Here is a 17,496-nt window from a genome sequence, read left to right on the forward strand (position 1 = left end):
GCAGCCGCCATCAATCAGTCGACAATATTATTTCGTGACACTCGAACACACGGGACATGAAACGGACCAATCGACGACGGTTTCTCGCCGCGTTCTCCTCGTCGGCGTTCGCGTTCACCGCGGGATGTCAACGCCCGGTGGCGTCCGCGTCCGAGCGCCACCCCGTGTCCGAGCCCGTCACCTCGTGGCCGACGTTCCGCGGAGGGCGCTACAACACCGGCTACATCGGCGACGTGTCACCCCTCGATTCGGAGCCCTCGGTAGAGTGGACGTTCGAGGCGGGCGACGCGTTCTGGGGGAGCCCAATCGTCGCCGACGGCACCGTCTACATCGGGAGCGCTGACAGCGCGCTGTACGCGCTCGACGCCGAGACCGGCGAGGAGCGCTGGTCGTTCGAGGCCGGACACCGAATCGAGGGGACGCCGGCCTACGCCGACGGCGTCGTCTACGTCGGGTCGTACGACAAACATCTGTACGCGCTCGACGCCGGGACCGGCGAGGAGCGCTGGTCCCGTGGGTTCGGCGGCCTGATTCGGGGGAGCCCGACGGTCTGGGACGGCACGGTCTACACCGGCGTCGGGTGTCACAACCTCGCGTGCGCGTGGTACGCCGAGGAGGCCAACGTCTCGGAGACCGGCTGGGTGTACGCCCTCGACGCCGAGACGGGGGAGACGGAGTGGCGGTACGAAGTCGGTGACGAGGTCGTCAGCACGCCGGCCGTTACGAACAACCGCGTGTACGTCGGCACCTCCGACGAGGCGCTGTACGCGCTGTCGCGGTCGACCGGCGAGGTCGAGTGGACCTACGAGACCCGCGACATGATATGGTCGAGTCCGGCGGTCGCCTACGGCTCCGTCTACTTCACCGACTGGAACGGGAACGTCCACGCCGCCGACGCGGCGACGGGCGAACAGGAGTGGCTCGCGGACACGGCGGGCCGGTACATCTCGGGGTCAGTCGCCGTCGGCGAGGAGGCCGTCTACGTCGGTCACACGCCGTACAACACGCTCGACGACCCGACGATCAACCACGCGAAGGTGTTCCGCTTCGACCGCGAGAGCGGCGCTGAGAACTGGAGCTTCGAGACGCCGGCGCTGGAAGTCGGGAGCAGTCCCGTCCTGACTGAAGACGTGCTCTACGTCGGAACGCACCGGCAGTCAGACGGCGACGGCGTCGGCGTCCACGCCATCACGACGGACGGGCAAGAAGAGTGGTTCATGGAAATCGACGGGCGCGGCGTCGGGTCGAGTCCGGCGCTCGTCGACGGGCGACTGTACTTCGGCGGGACGGACGCGAAGGTGTACGCAGTCGAGTAGCTTGGCGGCGCGGGACAGCCCTCACGACGGCCCGTATTCGGTAGCTGTGGCTTGGAGACCCCTCTAGAACTCGATTTCCTTGAACTCGCGCGCCTGATTCTCGATGGCTTCCTCGGTGGCGAGGCGCTCGATGCTCGACGCGCCGAAGAAGCCGACGACGCCCTCGGTGTTGTTGAGGACGTACGCCGCGTCGTCGGGCCACGCGATGGGGCCGCCGTGGCAGATGACGTGTACGTCGTCGCGGACCGCCTTGGCGGCGTCGTGGTGCGCCTGCACGCGCTCGGCCGCGTCGTCGAGGTCGAGCGCCGTCTCCGCGCCGATGTCGCCCGAAGTCGTCAGCCCCATGTGCGAGACGATGACGTCCGCGCCGGCCTCGGTCATCGCCGCGGCCTGTTCTTCGGTGAAGACGTACGGGCACGTCAGCATCCCCTGCTCGCTCGCCTCGCGAATCATCTCGACTTCCTTGTCGTAGCCCATTCCGGTCTCCTCGAGGTTCTTCCGGTAGCTGCTGTCCTCGTCGATGAGTCCGACCGTCGGGAAGTTTTGGACGCCCGAGAAGCCGCGGCGACGCAGGTCTTCGATGAACACGCTCATGTCGCGGAAGGGGTCGGTGCCGTTGACGCCGGCGAGCACCGGCGTGTCCTCGACGACCGGAATGACCTCGTGACCCATCTCGACCACGATTTCGTTGGCGTCGCCGTACGGCAGGAGGCCGGCGAGGGAGCCGCGACCGTTCATCCGGTAGCGACCCGAGTTGTAGATGATGAGGAGGTCGACGCCGCCGCGCTCCGCGAACTTGGCGGAGATGCCGGTACCGGCACCGGCACCGATGACCGGGTCACCGGCTTCAATCGTGGCTTCGATACGGTCGAGTGATTCAGCGCGTGTATACTTCATCCGGGTTGACAGGCCATCGCGTGCGACTTTAATATTTCGGAAGAATCGACCGGCAGCCGAATGTCCGGCGAGCGACCCGGCCGCGACGAAGTTCGGTACGAGGGCGCTCGACCGCGCGAATCAGTTGCCCGGGAACTCGCCGGGCGGGAAGACCGTCGCGTCGTCGTCCGCGCGGATTTCGGCTTCCGGGCCGGGCGGGCAGTAGACCGCGAGGAACCGAAGCGGCTCCCACGAGGTGTTGATAGTGCTGTGTTCGACGCCGCTCGGGATGTGAACCATGTCGCCCGCGCCGACCGTCCGGGTCTCGTCTTCGATGGTCTGTTCGCCCTCGCCGCCGAGGAAGTACAGTATCTCCTCGCTGTCGGGATGGGTGTGTCGCTCGTGGCCCTTCCCGGGTTCGAGCAACACGACGCCGGCGCTGAACCCCTCGGAGCCGGTGACCTCGGGGGCGTTCATCCACTTCAGCGTGCCCCAGTCTAATCGAATCGTCTCCACGTCGTCCGGCTGGACGAACCGCTTTTCGGATACCATGACGTGCTGAGTCAAACAGTATCAATTATTAAATATTTTGGTGGGCCGAACGCGCTTGCCGGACCCGCAGAGCGGCCGTGGCCGAGCCGCGGTTTTCGAGAGGGAAACAGTGGCTCGGAGCAGCAGGTCGTGGATTTTTGCCACTGAACCGATGGAAGAGCGGTTCAAACCCCGGTTCGTCCCCAGTCGACCAGTCGGCACTCGCGTCGGCGGCTGCTCCGTTCTCGTGTTGTAAATTATTAATACAGAGGTACATTCGAGGGCGACGCGAGCGCGAATCAGTCGGTGACTGACCGAGAAACGCCGCCGAAGCGAGGGTACCGTGCCGACATCGGCGGACTGTCCCGCCTCGTCGACCCGAACGATTTTCGCCTCGCGCGGCAGATGCGGATTCCGACCGCCACGAACGGCGTCGCTCGCGTGTCGAACGCGAGTCGCGTGAGGGGTCGAGGGCGACTCCTCGAACACGGATTTTCATATCGAAAATGAGGTGAGCAGGCGCGCGGGTGGCTCGGCGTCGTGTCGGTACTCGCCCGCACCTTCGGTCGGCATTACTGACGTACGTTCGTCACACAACCATTACAAGAATATGTCTGTAATTACTACACCGTTACCAAGCGTTTACGAGACGAGGAGGGGTCAGTCGTGGTCGCCAGTCGAGTTCCGTTCTGTGCGTCCGCCCCGCGTGAGCGCTGAGCGATGTCGTGACGGTGGTACGCCGGCAGTACTCTGAATACCCGCGAGACGTGGCGACCGCTTGGGCCCACCCCGTTTACGAGAACACAACCAGCACCGACTCCGCGTCGGGTGACGAGACGCGTATCCGAGAGTGCACGAGATGCAAGCAGCGCACCACAGAGGACGTTTTCGAGACGTGAATCGGCGCGGTCCGACGGCGACGGCCCGAATACGGCCGTCGCGAGTCGGTTCAGAACAGCGCACCGGCTTGGAGGACCGCCACGAGGACGGTCAGGACGCCGACGCTGGCGACGGTGGTGGTGAAGATGGTCGTACTGAGGTACTCGGGTGCAGTGATGCCGTCGACTGTCGTCTCGTCGGCGTACTCGATGGTGAGCGCCAGCGGGATGACCGCGGCGGGCGTGGCGCATTCGAGGACGAACACCTTTGCGACTGTCGGGTCACCGAAGCCCAACGCGAGCGCGAGGCCGAACCCGACGAGCGGCGCGACGACGAGCTTCAGCGCCGACGGGGCGACTGACCGCGATATCGCGGACACGTCGGTCTCGGCCAGTTGGATGCCGAGGATGAGCAACATCACCGGAATCGACGCGTCGCCGACGAGGCCGACGGTCTCCATGAGCGCCGCGTCGGCCGGCGGGACGACCCCGAGCGCGCGGGCGACGACGCCGGCGACGATGGCGTACAGCAGCGGGAGACGGAATATCTCGGTGACGGCGTCGAGTGCGCCCGCGTCGGAGCCGTTGGACGCGATGTAGACGCCGAGCGTGTAGACCACGACGTTCTGGATGGTGAGGTAGATAACGGCGGTCGTCCGTCCGACCTCGCCGAAGGCGAATCCGGAAAGCGGGATGCCGACGAAGCCCGAGTTCGGGAACGCCGCCGCCAGCATGAGCGCGCCGAGGAGCGGGCCCGATTCGCCCGCGAGTCGGCCGACGCCCCACGCGATGACGATCATGAGAAGGGAGTATCCGACGACGCCGAGGCCGAGTTTGAGGACCTCCCCGCCGCCGAGGGTCGTCGTGGCGATGCTGTGGAACGCCAACGCCGGGATGAGCACGTACAGCCCGAGCGTGTTTATCGGTTCGACATCGATGTCCGTCGTTCGCGCCAGGAGATAGCCGACGACGGCGACGCCGAGTATCGGGAGAATCGCGTTCGTGAACGCCCCCATTAACGACATGGTCGGTCTCCCCGGGAAAGTCGCTTCGGCGGTCGAACGGGTTCAACTGAGACTCTACGCTGTCGCTGTGGGCCCATGTCAGTCCAATATCGCTTCTGATATAAATAGTATCGGAGACGGTTACGTGCGGGTCAAAACCCGTTGCCGACGAGAGTGACCGCCATAGCGATGTGACCCGGTCTTTCCCCTTCGAAAACCTCGTGGCCATGCATGTGTTATGCAACGATACTATCGGAAAATCAAAGGACAGAGAGAAACGACAGCCCACAATCCAGATTTTCTCAAAGATTATCCATGAGTGCGTACTGAAAGGAGTATCGCAGGTCCATAGCCACCACAGAACAACCAGTATTTTAAATTATTCAAATAATCCACATTATTCACAATATTTGGATTTCTTCACAGACCAGTGCTATTTCAGTAGAGTCGCAATATAAAGTACCGAAACCCGTTCGGGAACGACACCGCGATTCGCTGAGCGGGGGATGCGACCATGACCATGACAGGACGACTATCGGCTTCACCTCCGGTCGAGTGGAAGCGTACGCGGCAAACGTCGTCGAGAGCGGAGTTGTGAGTCGTGAGGCCATTACGGGAACTACGACAGTTCGACGACACGCTCTCCCGGTTCGTATCCGAAGTTTGACCGACGTCGACCCCGCGGCCTGCGTAGCCACCTCTCACTCCACGTCGGCTCGCAACCGGGCCACTCCTTCGGGGGGTACGTCCGGTGGGACGCTCGTCGGACGGTGGCGGACCGGTATGGATACCGGAGTATATTCCGAATTAGAGAACAGCTTCGAGAGATAGGACTTTCAGCCTTCTATGGCCTCTTCAGTACCAACCGAGAGGGCAAAGATGAATTCAATTACAACGTTATGGGTGTAATGGAATTGCGCTGAACGGACTTACTGATGGCCGAGAGGAGAAACACAGCGTGAGTATGGAAACTACTTTCTGAGATTAAGAACACTGTGGAGACTGTGCTCATCGGCGTACCGCTCGATGGTCAGGAGTCGAACCGACGGAGACAGTCGGCCGTAATACGACCACCGGTCTCGTGCCACCCACCGGAGAAAGGGAGTGTGTATAGTCGTTCTTACACTATCTTCGGTTTCGTGTCTATGCACGTACAGTGTAGCCATCGTTCACCGGAGTAGCCGACGGCTTCTACTAGTTCGTTGCAGGCGGTCCCGCCGGGTCACCCCGGGCGGAGTCTATTCTGTATTTCAGAATGCAGTTGTTCGTCCCAAGACTACGGGGCGGGCATGAGCGGTTCAGTCATCCACGGGTTGTATCGGCGGCGATCCGGGAGGCGTCGATAGCGTCGCCGCACCTCGCCGGAGACGAACCGCAGTGCCGACTACGGCCTTCACCGACGAATCGAACCACGCGTCGCTCGCGTCTCCCCTCCGATAAAACTAGCTCCAAGTATCAGCCGTGGCTCTCCGGAAAACCGGGTTCGTTGCGTTTCACAGGGCCGCTATCAGGTGTTCTGCCCAGCCGTCACCTCTAACGGTGGTTCTTCTTGTGCGAGAATGTTGATGCCGTCAGACTGCCGAAAGAGATGCAACCGCTCCTCGTCGAAGGCGAGCGACAGCTCTTGGTTCGTGTCGGGTTTGACATCGCCAGGCACGCGGACCCAGCACTCCTCGCCCTCGATGTCGAAGTGGAGGTAGTTGTCCGACCCCACCGGCTCGCGGACGTCGAGGAACGCTCGAACCGCGTTGGGCTCGTCGCTGTCTGTGAGGGAGATGTTCTCGGGCCGAATGCCGAGCACGAACTCGTCTACGCCATCGGCGTACTGCTTGATATGTTCGAGAACTCGCTCGGAGAGGTCGTAACTGAAGCCGTCGGCGACCAGCGACGTGCCCGACAGTCGTACCTCGAACTGGTTCATCGGCGGGTTCCCGACGAAGTCGCCCACGAACAGGTTCCGAGGTTCGTTGTATATCTCCTCCGGCGTCCCTATCTGCTGGAGTTCGCCGCCGTCGACAACAGCGATGCGGTCGGACATCGTCATCGCCTCCTCTTGGTCGTGAGTGACGTACACCGTCGTCGTCCCGAGCGTGTCTTGGAGCTGCTGGAGTTCCGTCCGCATGTGCAGCCTGAGCTTGGCGTCGAGGTTCGACAGCGGCTCGTCGAACAGGAAGACGGACGGCTCGCGCACGATGGCGCGGCCCGTGGCGATACGCTGTTGCTGTCCTCCAGAGAGGTTTCCAGGATGCTTGTCGAGCTGGTCCGTAACACCCATCATCTCCGCCGCGTCCATCACCCGCTGGTTTATCTCGTCTTCGGGGAGGTCGGTCGTCAACTGCAACCCGTAACTCATGTTCTTGCGCGCGGTCATGTGCGGGTACAACGCGTAGTTCTGAAACACCATCGCGACGTCCCGGTCCTGCGGCTGGACGCCGTTGACGACCCGGTCCCCGATACGTATCGTCCCTTCTGTGATATCTTCCAGACCCGCAATCATACGGAGCAACGTCGACTTGCCCGACCCCGAGGGACCGACGATAGTCAGGAACTCAGCGTCCGCTATCTCGAAGCTGATGTCGTCGACGGCGACAATATCCGAGTCGCCACCGTAGACTTTTCGCACGTTTTCGATGCTAACAGTACTCATTGTTCGTGGGTTGCCAAGAGAACTAATAATAGTTGTGGTTACCTCCGCTCGAAGTCGCGTCATTCGGGGACGCGAGCGCAGTCTGGACGGCGCTCGCTCTCCGCGCCGCCACGACAGACAGGCGAGCGAGTAGTGCGTCGGATTTCATCTACCGGCAGAATTAGTCACGGAAAATAGTTTAATCCATACCCCTACATATACACATGACACATGGTTCGAGAAGCTATCACTAGCAGGACCCGTCGGAAGTTTATCAAATCTGCCGGAGTCGCGGGAACCGTCGCACTCGCGGGCTGCGCCGGTAACAGCGACAACAGCGGAGATAGCGGAAGTGGCGGCGGTGACGGCGACAGCAGTGACGGCGGCAGTTCCGGCAACACGCGGAGCGAGTCCTACGAGCTCACGTTCTGGGAGCTGTTCAGCGGCGGCGAAGGGCCGATTATGGAGAGCATCGTCAACAAGTTCAACGAGGAACAGCCGCTCGACACGGACGCGGAGGTGACCATCAACCGCCAACGCACCCCGTGGAACGAGTACTACAACAAGCTGTTCACCGCCCTCTCCGGCGGCGAAGCGCCAGACATGGCGGTCATGCACGCCGCGTACCTGCGAGCGTGGGACGGCGGTATCGACGCAATCGGGTCCTACGCCGACACGGCGTCGATGGAGAGCGACTACACCGAAAGCCACTGGGACCTCGTCACCGTCAACGACAACGTGAACGCGCTACCGATGGACATGCATCCCATCGGCGTGTACTACAACAAGGACCTGTTCGAGCAGGCCGGCTTGGACCCCGAGAGCCCGCCGACGAACTGGGAGGAGTTCCGGCAGGCGGGTGACGCGGTCGTCGAGAACACCGACGCTCACGCGTTTACGCAGTCGCCGTACAACGACGGATTCGGGTCGTTCCGGACGTGGAGTACCTGGGTCAAACAGCAGGGCGGGAGTCTCTACGACGACGAGTGGAACCCGACGTTCGACAGCGAGGCCGGGATGAACATCGCCCAACTCTTCTCCGACATGACCGGCGACATGGGATGGGCCCCCGCCACGAGCGAGGACACGTGGGGGAACAACGCCTTCCAGAACGGAACGTGCGCGATGGCGATGAACGGGACGTGGTACGTCGCCGCCCTGTCCGGCGTCGACGACCTCAACTGGGGCTTCTTCGAACCGACCGTCGGCCCGAACAAACAGCAGGATAAGGTCTGGGCTGACGGCCACTCCATCGTCCTCCCGAAGAAGGAGGGCCGGAGCGACGCCAAGTCGGAGATTGCCGCCGAAGTCGCCCACTGGATGACCACGCAGAACCCCTCGTGGGGTGCCGAAGCCGGTCACCTGCCCGCCGCGAACAGCATCTACGAGTCCGACACCTTCCAGAACAGCCCGTACTACGATAAGACGCTCAACAAGTACGTCGAGATGGCCGAAGACGGCGACTACTTCTACCACCCGAAGGTCCCGAACGGCGACCCGAACGCGCAGAACTGGTACACGTGGCTCGTCGACATCTGGGCGCAGAACTCCGAGCCACAGGCTGCTATCGATTCCGGAATCCAGACGGTCTCGAACGGCATCTCGGAGTAATCGAAGATGGGGATAACAGAACGCATCATGGGAGGTGAGACCGCGGCGAACAGCAAGACCGTTATGGGTCTGCGGAAGGAGACCATCGAGGGCATCGTCTGGTCGCTTCCGTACCTCGCCGTGTTCACGGTGTTCCTCATCTGGCCGGCCCTGAAGGGGCTCTACATGAGCCTCCACACGTACCCGAACAAGTTCGACCTCACCGAGACGGAGTGGGTCGGCCTCCAGAACTACGTGGAACTGTTTCAGGACCCCGTGTTTTACAACGCGATGGAGGGAACGCTCCTCTTCGTCGCTATCTCGGTTCCGGCGCTGGTCATCCTCGGCTTGGTAATGGCACTCGGCGTAAACCGGGACGTGGCCGGGAAACGAACCCTTCGGGCCATCTACTTCAGTCCGTACGTCCTCACCGTCGCGGTCGTGACGCTGGTGTGGGGACAGGTGTACTCCCAGAGCTACGGCCTGATAAACTACTACCTCGGGTTCTTCATCGACAACCCGCCGGGGTGGCTCACGTCGCCGGACCTCGTCATGGCGGCGCTCGCGTTCATGACCGTCTGGTGGCTGGTCGGGTTCAACTTCGTCATTTTCCTGGCGGCCCGACAGAGCATCCCCGAACGGCTGTACGAGGCCGCTCGGCTCGACGGCGCGACCGGCTGGCGAGCCTTCAAGGATATCACGCTGCCCCAGATGCGAAACTCGGTCGTGTTCGTGGTGATGGTGCAGTTCATCCTCCAGTTCCAGGTGTTCGCACAACCGTACGTGATGACGCAGGGCGGCCCGAAGGACACCTCCGACACGCTCGTCTACTATCTCTACCGGAGCGCCTTCTCCCAACAGCAGTTCGGCTACGGCGCGGCGATGGGGTACGTGCTGGTCGCCATCCTCATCGTCATCGCAATCGTGAACTTCAAAGTAATCGGTGATTCAAATGACTGAAACGACATCGCAGGACTCGATACGAGCACGGCTCGACGGCGACACGGTTCGGAACGTGTTGCTCCACGCGTTCCTCTACGGCCTCGCCGTTCTCATGGCGGTCCCGTACCTGTACACGCTCTCTCGGTCCTTCCAGCCGACCGAGCTGTTGCGCGACCCGCGACCGTACTGGATACCGCCGCTCGCGGGCGAGCCGATAACGCTCGAACACTACCAGTACCTCCTGAACAACACGCTCGTCGTCGAGTGGACCATCAACACGTTCATCATCGCCGCCGGAGCGACGCTGCTCATCGTCGTCATCGACTCGATGATCGCCTTTTCGCTCACGCGGCTCGACTGGCCCGGTCAAGGGCTGGTCATGGGTGTTATCCTCGCGAGCTTCATGGTCCCGTACTACATGAACATCGTCCCGCTGTACCAGATCGTCTCGGACCTCGGCCTCATCAACACCTACTGGGGTGTGATACTGCCGGCCGTGGCCAGCCCGCTCGGCGTGTTCCTCCTCTACCAGTTCTTCAAGGACATCCCGGCCGAGTACGAGGAGGCGGCGAGGCTCGACGGGTTCACCACCTTCCAGGTGTACACCCGAATCATCCTCCCGCTCGCGAAGCCGATTCTCTCGGCGCTGGCGCTGTTCATGTTCGTCTACAACTGGAACGCGTTCCTCTGGCCCCTCCTCGTGCTGTCGAACGAGACGGCGTACACGCTTCCCATCGGACTGGTGAACCTCTATCAGGGGAACATCGACACGCCGGGACTCCACATGGCGGTCGCGATTCTGGGGTCCTTGCCGCTGTTCATCATCTACCTCATCTTCCAGGGACAAATCGTGCGAGCAGTGCAGATGCAGGGCGCGACGGGATGAGCGAGTCAGCGGACGGGACCGTCGGCGTCCACCGCGCGCTCGTCGCCGCGGTCCGAACGGTGTTCCATCACCCCGTTCGGATGGTCGCTATCAGCGTCGCGTGGGTGCTCGCATCGGTCCCGCTGGTCACAATCGGGCCGGCGACGTTGGGCGTCTACGGCGCCGTCGCTTCCGTCCGCGAACATGGCCACGTCGACCGCGACGCCGTCAGAGAGACGCTTTCGGACCACTGGCTCGACGCGCTCCTGTTCAGCGGACTCCTGGTCGCGTTCCCGGCGCTCGCCGTCTTCTATCTCGGCCGGTTCTCCGCCTCCGGGTCGGCGTTCGCGGGCGTCCTCGGGATGGTCGGGTTCTATCTCGCGTATCACGCGTGGGTCGTCTTCGCGCTGGGCTTCGTCGCGCTCGCGCAGGGCGACGACGCGTTCGACGCCGTCACCGACGGCTACCGGTGGTCCGTCGAGCGGCCGGTGGCGACGGTGCTGGTCGGCGTCGTGACCGCGACGCTGTTCGTCGTATGTCTGGTCTTGACGGTCGCACTCCCGCTCGTGTTTCCCGCGCTCGCGGCCGCGTTCCACACGGAACTGGCCGCCCAAACGCGCGACCGAGAAGAGGATGCGACCGACGCGGCCGACACAGCCGACGCGACCGCGCCGACCGACCGTCCAGTCTCCGGTGAGAGTCCGAAAAACGAGTTCTCCGCGACGTTTCGACGGTGACGCTACGTCCCGTCGTCGAGGGGTAGCGACTGGACGCCGTAACTGATTTCACAGAGATTCGGGCCGTCCGCGACCGACGTGAGTTGCAGTAGTTCGTCCCCGTGGCGCGAGGGCAGCAGCGGTGTCGTCCACCCGACGAACGCCCGACCGCCGAGGTCGCCCTCCGTCTCGAACGACAGCGGGGCGTCGACCGCCTCCCAGTCGCCGCTCCCGTCGAGGTTCGAGTTCGCGAGCACGACCTCGCCGTTCCCCTCCGCGAGGTCGCGGTTCCCGTCGACGAGCTGTTTTCCGGACACGAGTATCGTTCCGTCTTTGCCGCCGGCCCGTGTCCACGTCACGTACGGGCCGTTGATGAACCGCCGACCGTCGGCCGTCGAGACGAGGGTCCCCACGTCCGTCGGGTCGCCCCACTCCCGCCCGTCGGGCGAGGTCTTGACGTGGACCTCGCCGTACAGGTAGTCCGGCCCGATGACCTCGTAGCTCATCACGTACGTGCCGTTGGGGAGCGGGGTGACGGTGGGCATCCCCGGGCGTGTCGTCTCGTCCGGGATGGCCGCGACGAACTGCTCGTCGCCCCACGACTGGCCGCCGTCCTCCGAGGCCTTGTACGCGACCAACTGATTGTAGTCGTCGTCGCTCCCCATCCGCTCGTCGGCGAAGTAACAGACGAGGTTCCCGTCGTCGTCCAGTCCCAGTTCCGGCTCCCAGACGGGGCTGTTCCCGTCGTAAGGGACGGCTTTGCCGCCCGTGACGACGGTGCTCACGAACTCCCAGGACTCCCCGCGGTCGGTGCTGGCGTACAGGTCGATGCTCGTCTCACCGAGTTCGCCGACCTCACCTTCGGGGACGTCTTCGGGGTCGTCGAGGATCGGAATGGAGTTCCCGGCGGCGAGGACCGTCCCGGCCGGCCACGGACCGACGGCGTGCGGGAGTTCAAACAGGGTCGGCTGGTATCGAAGCCCCCAGTCCTTCCCGCTCGTGTCGTGAATCTCGGAGAACTTCGACCAAGTCTCTCCCCCGTCGGTGCTTCGGTAGACGGGGAAGTACGGCCTCGACCCGCCGCTCATCGACGGATAGTACTCGAACGTCGCGAGCAACTGCTTCTCGCTGCCTTTCCCCGACCCGCGTTTCAGTCGCGTGACGCGGGGATACAGCGACCCGGGAGCGGGCGCGCCCGACGGGGGCGAGTACAGCGTCCCTTCGACGTCTGTCTGTTCGTCGTCGCGTCCGCGGCCCGCGATAACGCCGGTTGACCCGACCGCTGCGACCCCGGCAGCGCCGAGCGCGGCGAGGTACTTCCGGCGGCTATGCTGGCGGCTTGAATTGCGTTCGCTCATGACGCAGCCGCATGTTAACACGGGACTACAATAACTGTACCCCCGCCGTCAGCTCAAAATAGAACGGTGGCGGCGCGGTTACTCGGTCAGCGTCAGACCGACGACGGACGCCGGCGGCGCGTCGAACGTGACCGTGCCGTCGCCCTCGTCGGTGACGTCCAAGACATCGGCTTCGAACGAGTCCGCGTTCTCCTTCGTCGAGTACTCTCGGATGTCGTTGCCTTCGAAGAGAACGGTCGCCGACGACACCGAGTACGCCGACGACCCGACGTCGACGGTGAGCGTCTCCGGTTCGTCGTGGCGGCGGTTCGAGGCCGTGACGAACAGTTCACCGTCGCCCTCAGAGGCCGACGCCGAGACCATCGGTACGTCGTTTTCTTCGCCTTCGATAGTGCGCTGTTCCGTGTCGACGCTCGTTTCGAGCGCCGTCCGGCCGACGTGGTTCTCGTACAGGTCGAAGACGCGATACGTCGGCGTCCGCCACGCGTCCTCTTCGTCGGTCTGGACGAGACACTGCAAGACGTTGACGAGCTGTGCGATGTTCGCCATCGAGACGACGTCGGCCCGCTCGTGGATGAGGTCGAGGACGCCGGCGGTCGTCAGCGCATCCCGAACCGTGTTCTCCTGCTCCAGTCCGTTGTCGCTCCGCGCCTCCGGATGCCACACGCCCCACTCGTCGACGATGATGCCGATTTCGTCCTCCGGAACGTACTGCGAAATCGTCTCGGCGGCTCGGTCGATGTCCCCGCCGACCTTCTGTGCGCGCGCGAAAATCTTGTAGTACTGCTCGTCGGTGAAGTCGGTGTCACCGCCCGCCTGATAGTAGCGGTGGACGGAGAAGTGGTCCATCAGGTTGAACGGCGACCCCATGCCGAGGAACGAGCCCGGACCGTACTCCATGCCGCCGTTGAGGCTGTCGAAGAAGACCTTGTTCCAGTCGTCCGTGAGGTGTCCGCACGCGATGAACTCCGTCGACTCCTCGTTCATCAGCTTGTCGAAGCCGTTGAAGTAGTTCGCGAACCGGCGGTATTCGTCGGCGTACTCGTCGGGTGCGAACCGGCCGCCACAGCCCCAGTTTTCGTTCCCGATGCCCCAGTACTTCACCCCGTACGGCTCTTCTTGGCCGTTCTCTCGCCGTCTGTTAGCGAGTTCCGTGTCGCCGCCGTAGTTGCAGTATTCGATCCAGTCGAGCGCCTCCTGCGGCGTCGACGACCCGACGTTGACCGCGATGTACGGGTCCGTGTCGAGGAGTTGGCAGAGTCGGAGGAACTCGTCCGTCCCGAACTCGTTGGACTCCTCGGGGAGGTTTTCGCGCCCCTGGGTCCACCACAGATTCCGCCGTCGGGGACGCTCGTCGCGCGGGCCGACGCCGTCTTCCCAGTGATAGTCGTCGGCGAAACAGCCACCCGGCCAGCGAAGCACCGGCATGTTCAGTCCGCGGAGCAGCGAGACGGTGTCCATTCGGATGCCGTCTTCGGTCTCGACTCTGTCGTCGTCACCGACCCAGAGACCGCCGTAGATACAGCGTCCGAGGTGTTCGGCGAAGTGGCCGTAGATGTTCTCCGAGATACGGTCTATCGGCTCGTGACTGCTAACGCGTACTTCACTCTGCATACGTTCTCCCATCAGTACCCGGTTAGATAACTATTGTGCCTTGTTCCCTGCTTACACGAGATGCGCTGTGGAACGGTCCGGATAAGCGATGAACCCGCGTCAAGCGTTGGGAGCGCAAGTCGGTGAGAGACGCGTTCGGTGCAACCGCACCAAGGTTCCCTATTTCAGAACTAGCTAACGTCGTTCCACGCATTACAATTACAAAGGTAAATATGTAATCTCCGTGGCGCCCAAAGTGGATACTCTCCGAAACCGGTCTTCTCGGCCGGTTTCGAGGAACCCGACGTGTTGTTCCAGCATAATGAATAGCGGCAAATAACCGGGAACCATCGTCGCGGATGGGTAGTTCGACGACAATCGTCGTTCTCGGAGACATCCAGCGGACTCCTCGTGAAATCTATCCTCACCGAGCGACGAGCCGACGCGAGATACGAGCCGTTCACGGAACGTCGCGGAGACGTTCAGAGGTTGACGCACCGGGAATCCGCAGGGACTCGTCGATGTCGATGGCGCATCCGCGCTCGCGAAAACCGTATCTCAGTCACGCAGCCGTCTCCAGACTGTAACGAGGATCAGTACTTCACAAAGCCGTTTAGTTAGAAGGTCTGCTTGCAGAAGGTGTGTCTAAAACCCAGCAAGCAGACAGTGAAATCCATGAGGACCAGCTCCTTAACTTCCTCGTCAACTCCCTTGACGAGGAAGTTGCTCTCACTCTCGGTGAAAACGCTGAACTCGATGCTGAAGACATCTACGAGGTCCTCGTCGGCGCGTGCGCCGACGGGACCTCGGTCTCAACGCTCTGTGAGAGAAGCGAAGATGCACCCCACGAAAACTCCGTTCTCTACCATCTCCGCACTAAATTCGATCTAGAAACGCTCGAACAGGTTGGCAACATGCTCCTCCAGAAAGACGTTCTCGACGTCCTTCCCCAGCAGGTGGAGGTCTGCGCAGACCTCCACCTGCGGCCCTACTATGGTGACGAAGACGACACGGACGGCCTGTATCACTCACAAGCGAAGCGTGGAACCACCGCGTTCCACGCGTACGCGACACTGTACGCACGCGTGAAGAACAAACGCTACACGCTGGCGGTGCGCCGTCTCGAATACGGCGACACCGCCAGCAGTGTCCTCGCAGAGTTCCTCGGTATTCTCGACGGCCTTGACCTCGGTGTCAAGGCCGTCTATCTTGACCGCGAATTCTACGACAGCAAGTGTTTGACGCTGCTTCAGGCGCACAACCACGCGTACGTCATGCCGATCGTCCGCTGGGGACGGACGATCAAGCGAGAACTCTCAGAAGGGTGGAGTCGCGTGATTCAGCACAGTCTGACAGCGAAACTCGACGGTCACAGCTGGACCGTCGAGTTTCCCGTCTACATCGACTGTACCTACCAGAACGGACGGTACGACGAACATGGGGTGGCGCGTCACGGCTACGCCGCTGACGCGCCGTTCATCAACTCACCACGAGACGCTCGATACCACTACGCGAAACGCTTCGGTATCGAGGCAAGCTATCGACTCTCCGAGCAAAGTATCGCGACGACCTCGACACAGAATCCGGTCGTACGGCTGTTGTACGTCGTGGTGAGCCTGCTGTTACAGAACGTCTGGCGGTATTTGCACTGGGAGTACGTGGCGACGCCCCGCCGTGGGGGGCGTCGCCTCTGGGAGTGGTCGTTCAAGGAGTTCATCAATATGGTCCGTCGAGCAGCGTGGACGGCCCTCGCGGTGCGTCGGGCCGTCCCCGCGAACCGACCACCAGACGACCGGTTCCACCGGTAACTCCCGACCGGGCTAGCCAACGGTGGGAGTGGCGACGCTGTCGCGTCGGCGGCAGCCGCCGCCGACAGCGACGGCTCTCCGCCGATCCGTCCATGATTCTCTCGTCGAAACCGCCAGTCCAACCGCTCCGCCACAGAACTCAGGCTTCAGAAACAGCTAGCCGAGGATGCTTTGTGAGGTACTGAGGATGGTTTCTGGAGCGCTGTCAGGCGGTTGCGGTCGGGCTTTTGTCCGTGGAGAGCGTTTTGACCGACTCAAGGACCCGACACGCGTACGTTTCAATTCACACATCGGGGAAGGAGCCCCGTGTTTCTGGTATCGAGAACAGCAGACCGGCTGGGGAAAACGGGACAGAGCCGTCATCGTGAACTCAGGTGAGTCAGGCGACCAACTGGTCTGCGACCCGGTCGGTTGCAAGCGCGCACAAGGGTTCTACCTCGGTATAGCGTCGGTGCTGGAACCGGTACGACGTTCCAAAAAATGATGGCAGCGGGTGGTGTGCTGAGCTCGACGTGGTAGTGCTGTCAGGTGTTCATGAGCTTCGGTCGGGACAGACCGACTCTGCGCATATCACCACGTCTGTGACATGACTGATACGTTAGTCTCTTGGTCGGTTGCGCTATCGACCATATGGCTTGACGACTGAGTTCGACATTAATGTTTTCGTCTCTGCAAATATTAATATCGGGACTGAACGCAACTGCCCTTCGAGCGATACGACAATCGTCGTGGTAAGGGTTAAGTGACTATCGAATGGTTACACGAAACGCATGCGTTGCCCAAAGTGCAGTCACAGTCTCGCCATCTACGATTCGTTTTACGACATCGCCTTCGTCTGCGACTCGTGTGGATACGTCCTTCCGCGGGGAGCAGATTGAACAGACAGCCGAACCGATAACCGACCAACCACACCGCTTAGCTGAATCGCGGCCGCGGACCGCAGCGCCGGAAGAGGAGTCACAACGATGTGTGAACACAATCTCGGAGGCTGATTTTGCTGCGTGACTTATTTGCAGCGTCGGTACGGAAAATCAGCCGCTTAATAGAGAAGATGTACGGGTATTCATCTTCTAACGATATCGAATGTCTTGTTCAAAATCGGAGTGATAACAATAAATCCGATGAAGATTGCAATAATAGAGAAGATGAACTCGACACCAATCGTGACTGGGTCGGCAGTATCGCCAGTGTAGGTGTTGTAGATTGTGAATATGGTCGCAGCAACTACGGCGTTTGGAAGGTAATCGGAGACCAACTTTCGTAACTCCATATCCGAACTCGTCGGTGGATCCCCAAATTCGCATCGGTTAGGACCTAGTTGCCAGAGAATAGACACGGGTAGTATGCACCCGACACTACTCAGCTAATGCACACCAGATAACGCTGCAAGTAA

General features: G+C 61.9%; 13 protein-coding genes. 6 read left to right on the plus strand and 7 right to left on the minus strand.

Annotation, left to right across the window (positions count from 1 at the left end; all coding sequences use genetic code 11):
• The first annotated feature begins 56 nt into the window (after positions 1-56).
• Positions 57-1,316 carry an outer membrane protein assembly factor BamB family protein gene (locus HVO_RS01095; protein ID WP_004041313.1) on the plus strand — a complete coding sequence of 420 codons (1,260 nt, stop codon included), beginning with the start codon at positions 57-59 and terminating at the stop codon, positions 1,314-1,316.
• A 63-nt stretch (positions 1,317-1,379) separates the two neighbouring features.
• Here the strand turns inward: HVO_RS01095 and HVO_RS01100 are convergent, their stop codons facing one another.
• The 4 genes from HVO_RS01100 to HVO_RS01115 all read right to left on the minus strand — a co-directional run bounded on the left by HVO_RS01100 (position 1,380) and on the right by HVO_RS01115 (position 7,252).
• The gene (locus HVO_RS01100) at positions 1,380-2,213 is read right to left on the minus strand and encodes a phosphoenolpyruvate hydrolase family protein (RefSeq protein ID WP_004041312.1); all 834 of its coding nucleotides are present in this window, start codon (positions 2,211-2,213) and stop codon (positions 1,380-1,382) included.
• A 120-nt stretch (positions 2,214-2,333) separates the two neighbouring features.
• Positions 2,334-2,744 (minus strand): cupin domain-containing protein, encoded by a 411-nt coding sequence (locus HVO_RS01105; protein WP_004041311.1) that lies wholly within the window; start codon positions 2,742-2,744, stop codon positions 2,334-2,336.
• A gap of 928 nt (positions 2,745-3,672) precedes the next feature.
• A complete protein-coding gene (locus HVO_RS01110) occupies positions 3,673-4,626 on the minus strand; it encodes an AEC family transporter (protein WP_049914733.1) in 954 nt (317 codons plus the stop codon).
• A gap of 1,486 nt (positions 4,627-6,112) precedes the next feature.
• Positions 6,113-7,252, minus strand: coding sequence for an ABC transporter ATP-binding protein (locus HVO_RS01115; RefSeq protein ID WP_013034948.1), 1,140 nt, complete (start codon positions 7,250-7,252; stop codon positions 6,113-6,115).
• A gap of 210 nt (positions 7,253-7,462) precedes the next feature.
• Here HVO_RS01115 and HVO_RS01120 point away from each other — a divergent pair, with 210 nt between their 5' ends.
• The 4 genes from HVO_RS01120 (at position 7,463) to HVO_RS01135 (ending at position 11,365) form a co-directional block, all read left to right on the plus strand.
• The gene (locus HVO_RS01120; RefSeq protein ID WP_004041308.1) at positions 7,463-8,842 is read left to right on the plus strand and encodes an ABC transporter substrate-binding protein; all 1,380 of its coding nucleotides are present in this window, start codon (positions 7,463-7,465) and stop codon (positions 8,840-8,842) included.
• 63 nt (positions 8,843-8,905) lie between these two features.
• Positions 8,906-9,781, plus strand: a complete 876-nt coding sequence (locus tag HVO_RS01125) for a carbohydrate ABC transporter permease (RefSeq protein WP_006600104.1) — start codon at positions 8,906-8,908, stop codon at positions 9,779-9,781.
• Positions 9,774-10,649: a carbohydrate ABC transporter permease gene (locus tag HVO_RS01130; RefSeq protein WP_004041306.1), complete on the plus strand. Its 876-nt coding sequence runs from the start codon at positions 9,774-9,776 to the stop codon at positions 10,647-10,649. The genes HVO_RS01125 and HVO_RS01130 overlap by 8 nt, the downstream gene beginning before the upstream one ends.
• Complete coding sequence (locus HVO_RS01135) at positions 10,646-11,365, plus strand: hypothetical protein (protein ID WP_004041305.1); 720 nt, start codon at positions 10,646-10,648, stop codon at positions 11,363-11,365. Before HVO_RS01130 ends, HVO_RS01135 begins: the two co-directional genes overlap by 4 nt.
• A gap of 2 nt (positions 11,366-11,367) precedes the next feature.
• On the opposite strand, the gene HVO_RS01140 is transcribed toward HVO_RS01135, so the two are convergent.
• Both HVO_RS01140 and HVO_RS01145 read right to left on the minus strand, forming a co-directional pair.
• Positions 11,368-12,702: a sialidase family protein gene (locus tag HVO_RS01140; protein ID WP_004041304.1), complete on the minus strand. Its 1,335-nt coding sequence runs from the start codon at positions 12,700-12,702 to the stop codon at positions 11,368-11,370.
• Positions 12,703-12,780: 78 nt separating this feature from the next.
• Complete coding sequence (locus tag HVO_RS01145) at positions 12,781-14,316, minus strand: alpha-N-arabinofuranosidase (RefSeq protein ID WP_004041303.1); 1,536 nt, start codon at positions 14,314-14,316, stop codon at positions 12,781-12,783.
• A gap of 620 nt (positions 14,317-14,936) precedes the next feature.
• Here HVO_RS01145 and HVO_RS01150 point away from each other — a divergent pair.
• Positions 14,937-16,103 carry an ISH3 family transposase gene (locus tag HVO_RS01150; RefSeq protein ID WP_013034990.1) on the plus strand — a complete coding sequence of 389 codons (1,167 nt, stop codon included), beginning with the start codon at positions 14,937-14,939 and terminating at the stop codon, positions 16,101-16,103.
• A 1,063-nt stretch (positions 16,104-17,166) separates the two neighbouring features.
• Here the strand turns inward: HVO_RS01150 and HVO_RS01155 are convergent.
• Positions 17,167-17,373, minus strand: a complete 207-nt coding sequence (locus tag HVO_RS01155) for a hypothetical protein (protein ID WP_004041301.1) — start codon at positions 17,371-17,373, stop codon at positions 17,167-17,169.
• Between the last annotated feature and the right edge of the window lie 123 nt (positions 17,374-17,496).

Origin of the sequence: Haloferax volcanii DS2, assembly GCF_000025685.1 — an archaeon.
Classification (GTDB): domain Archaea; phylum Halobacteriota; class Halobacteria; order Halobacteriales; family Haloferacaceae; genus Haloferax; species Haloferax volcanii.

Excerpts from the sequence above, each read along its gene's own strand:
- HVO_RS01130 (WP_004041306.1), top strand. The coding sequence starts at position 9,774 with ATGACTGAAACGACATCGCAGGACTCGATACGAGCACGGCTCGACGGC.
- HVO_RS01145 (WP_004041303.1), bottom strand. The coding sequence starts at position 14,316 with ATGCAGAGTGAAGTACGCGTTAGCAGTCACGAGCCGATAGACCGTATC.
- HVO_RS01105 (WP_004041311.1), bottom strand. The coding sequence starts at position 2,744 with ATGGTATCCGAAAAGCGGTTCGTCCAGCCGGACGACGTGGAGACGATT.
- HVO_RS01120 (WP_004041308.1), top strand. The coding sequence starts at position 7,463 with ATGGTTCGAGAAGCTATCACTAGCAGGACCCGTCGGAAGTTTATCAAA.
- HVO_RS01095 (WP_004041313.1), top strand. The coding sequence starts at position 57 with ATGAAACGGACCAATCGACGACGGTTTCTCGCCGCGTTCTCCTCGTCG.
- HVO_RS01115 (WP_013034948.1), bottom strand. The coding sequence starts at position 7,252 with ATGAGTACTGTTAGCATCGAAAACGTGCGAAAAGTCTACGGTGGCGAC.
- HVO_RS01100 (WP_004041312.1), bottom strand. The coding sequence starts at position 2,213 with ATGAAGTATACACGCGCTGAATCACTCGACCGTATCGAAGCCACGATT.
- HVO_RS01140 (WP_004041304.1), bottom strand. The coding sequence starts at position 12,702 with ATGAGCGAACGCAATTCAAGCCGCCAGCATAGCCGCCGGAAGTACCTC.
- HVO_RS01110 (WP_049914733.1), bottom strand. The coding sequence starts at position 4,626 with ATGTCGTTAATGGGGGCGTTCACGAACGCGATTCTCCCGATACTCGGC.
- HVO_RS01125 (WP_006600104.1), top strand. The coding sequence starts at position 8,906 with ATGGGTCTGCGGAAGGAGACCATCGAGGGCATCGTCTGGTCGCTTCCG.
- HVO_RS01155 (WP_004041301.1), bottom strand. The coding sequence starts at position 17,373 with ATGGAGTTACGAAAGTTGGTCTCCGATTACCTTCCAAACGCCGTAGTT.
- HVO_RS01135 (WP_004041305.1), top strand. The coding sequence starts at position 10,646 with ATGAGCGAGTCAGCGGACGGGACCGTCGGCGTCCACCGCGCGCTCGTC.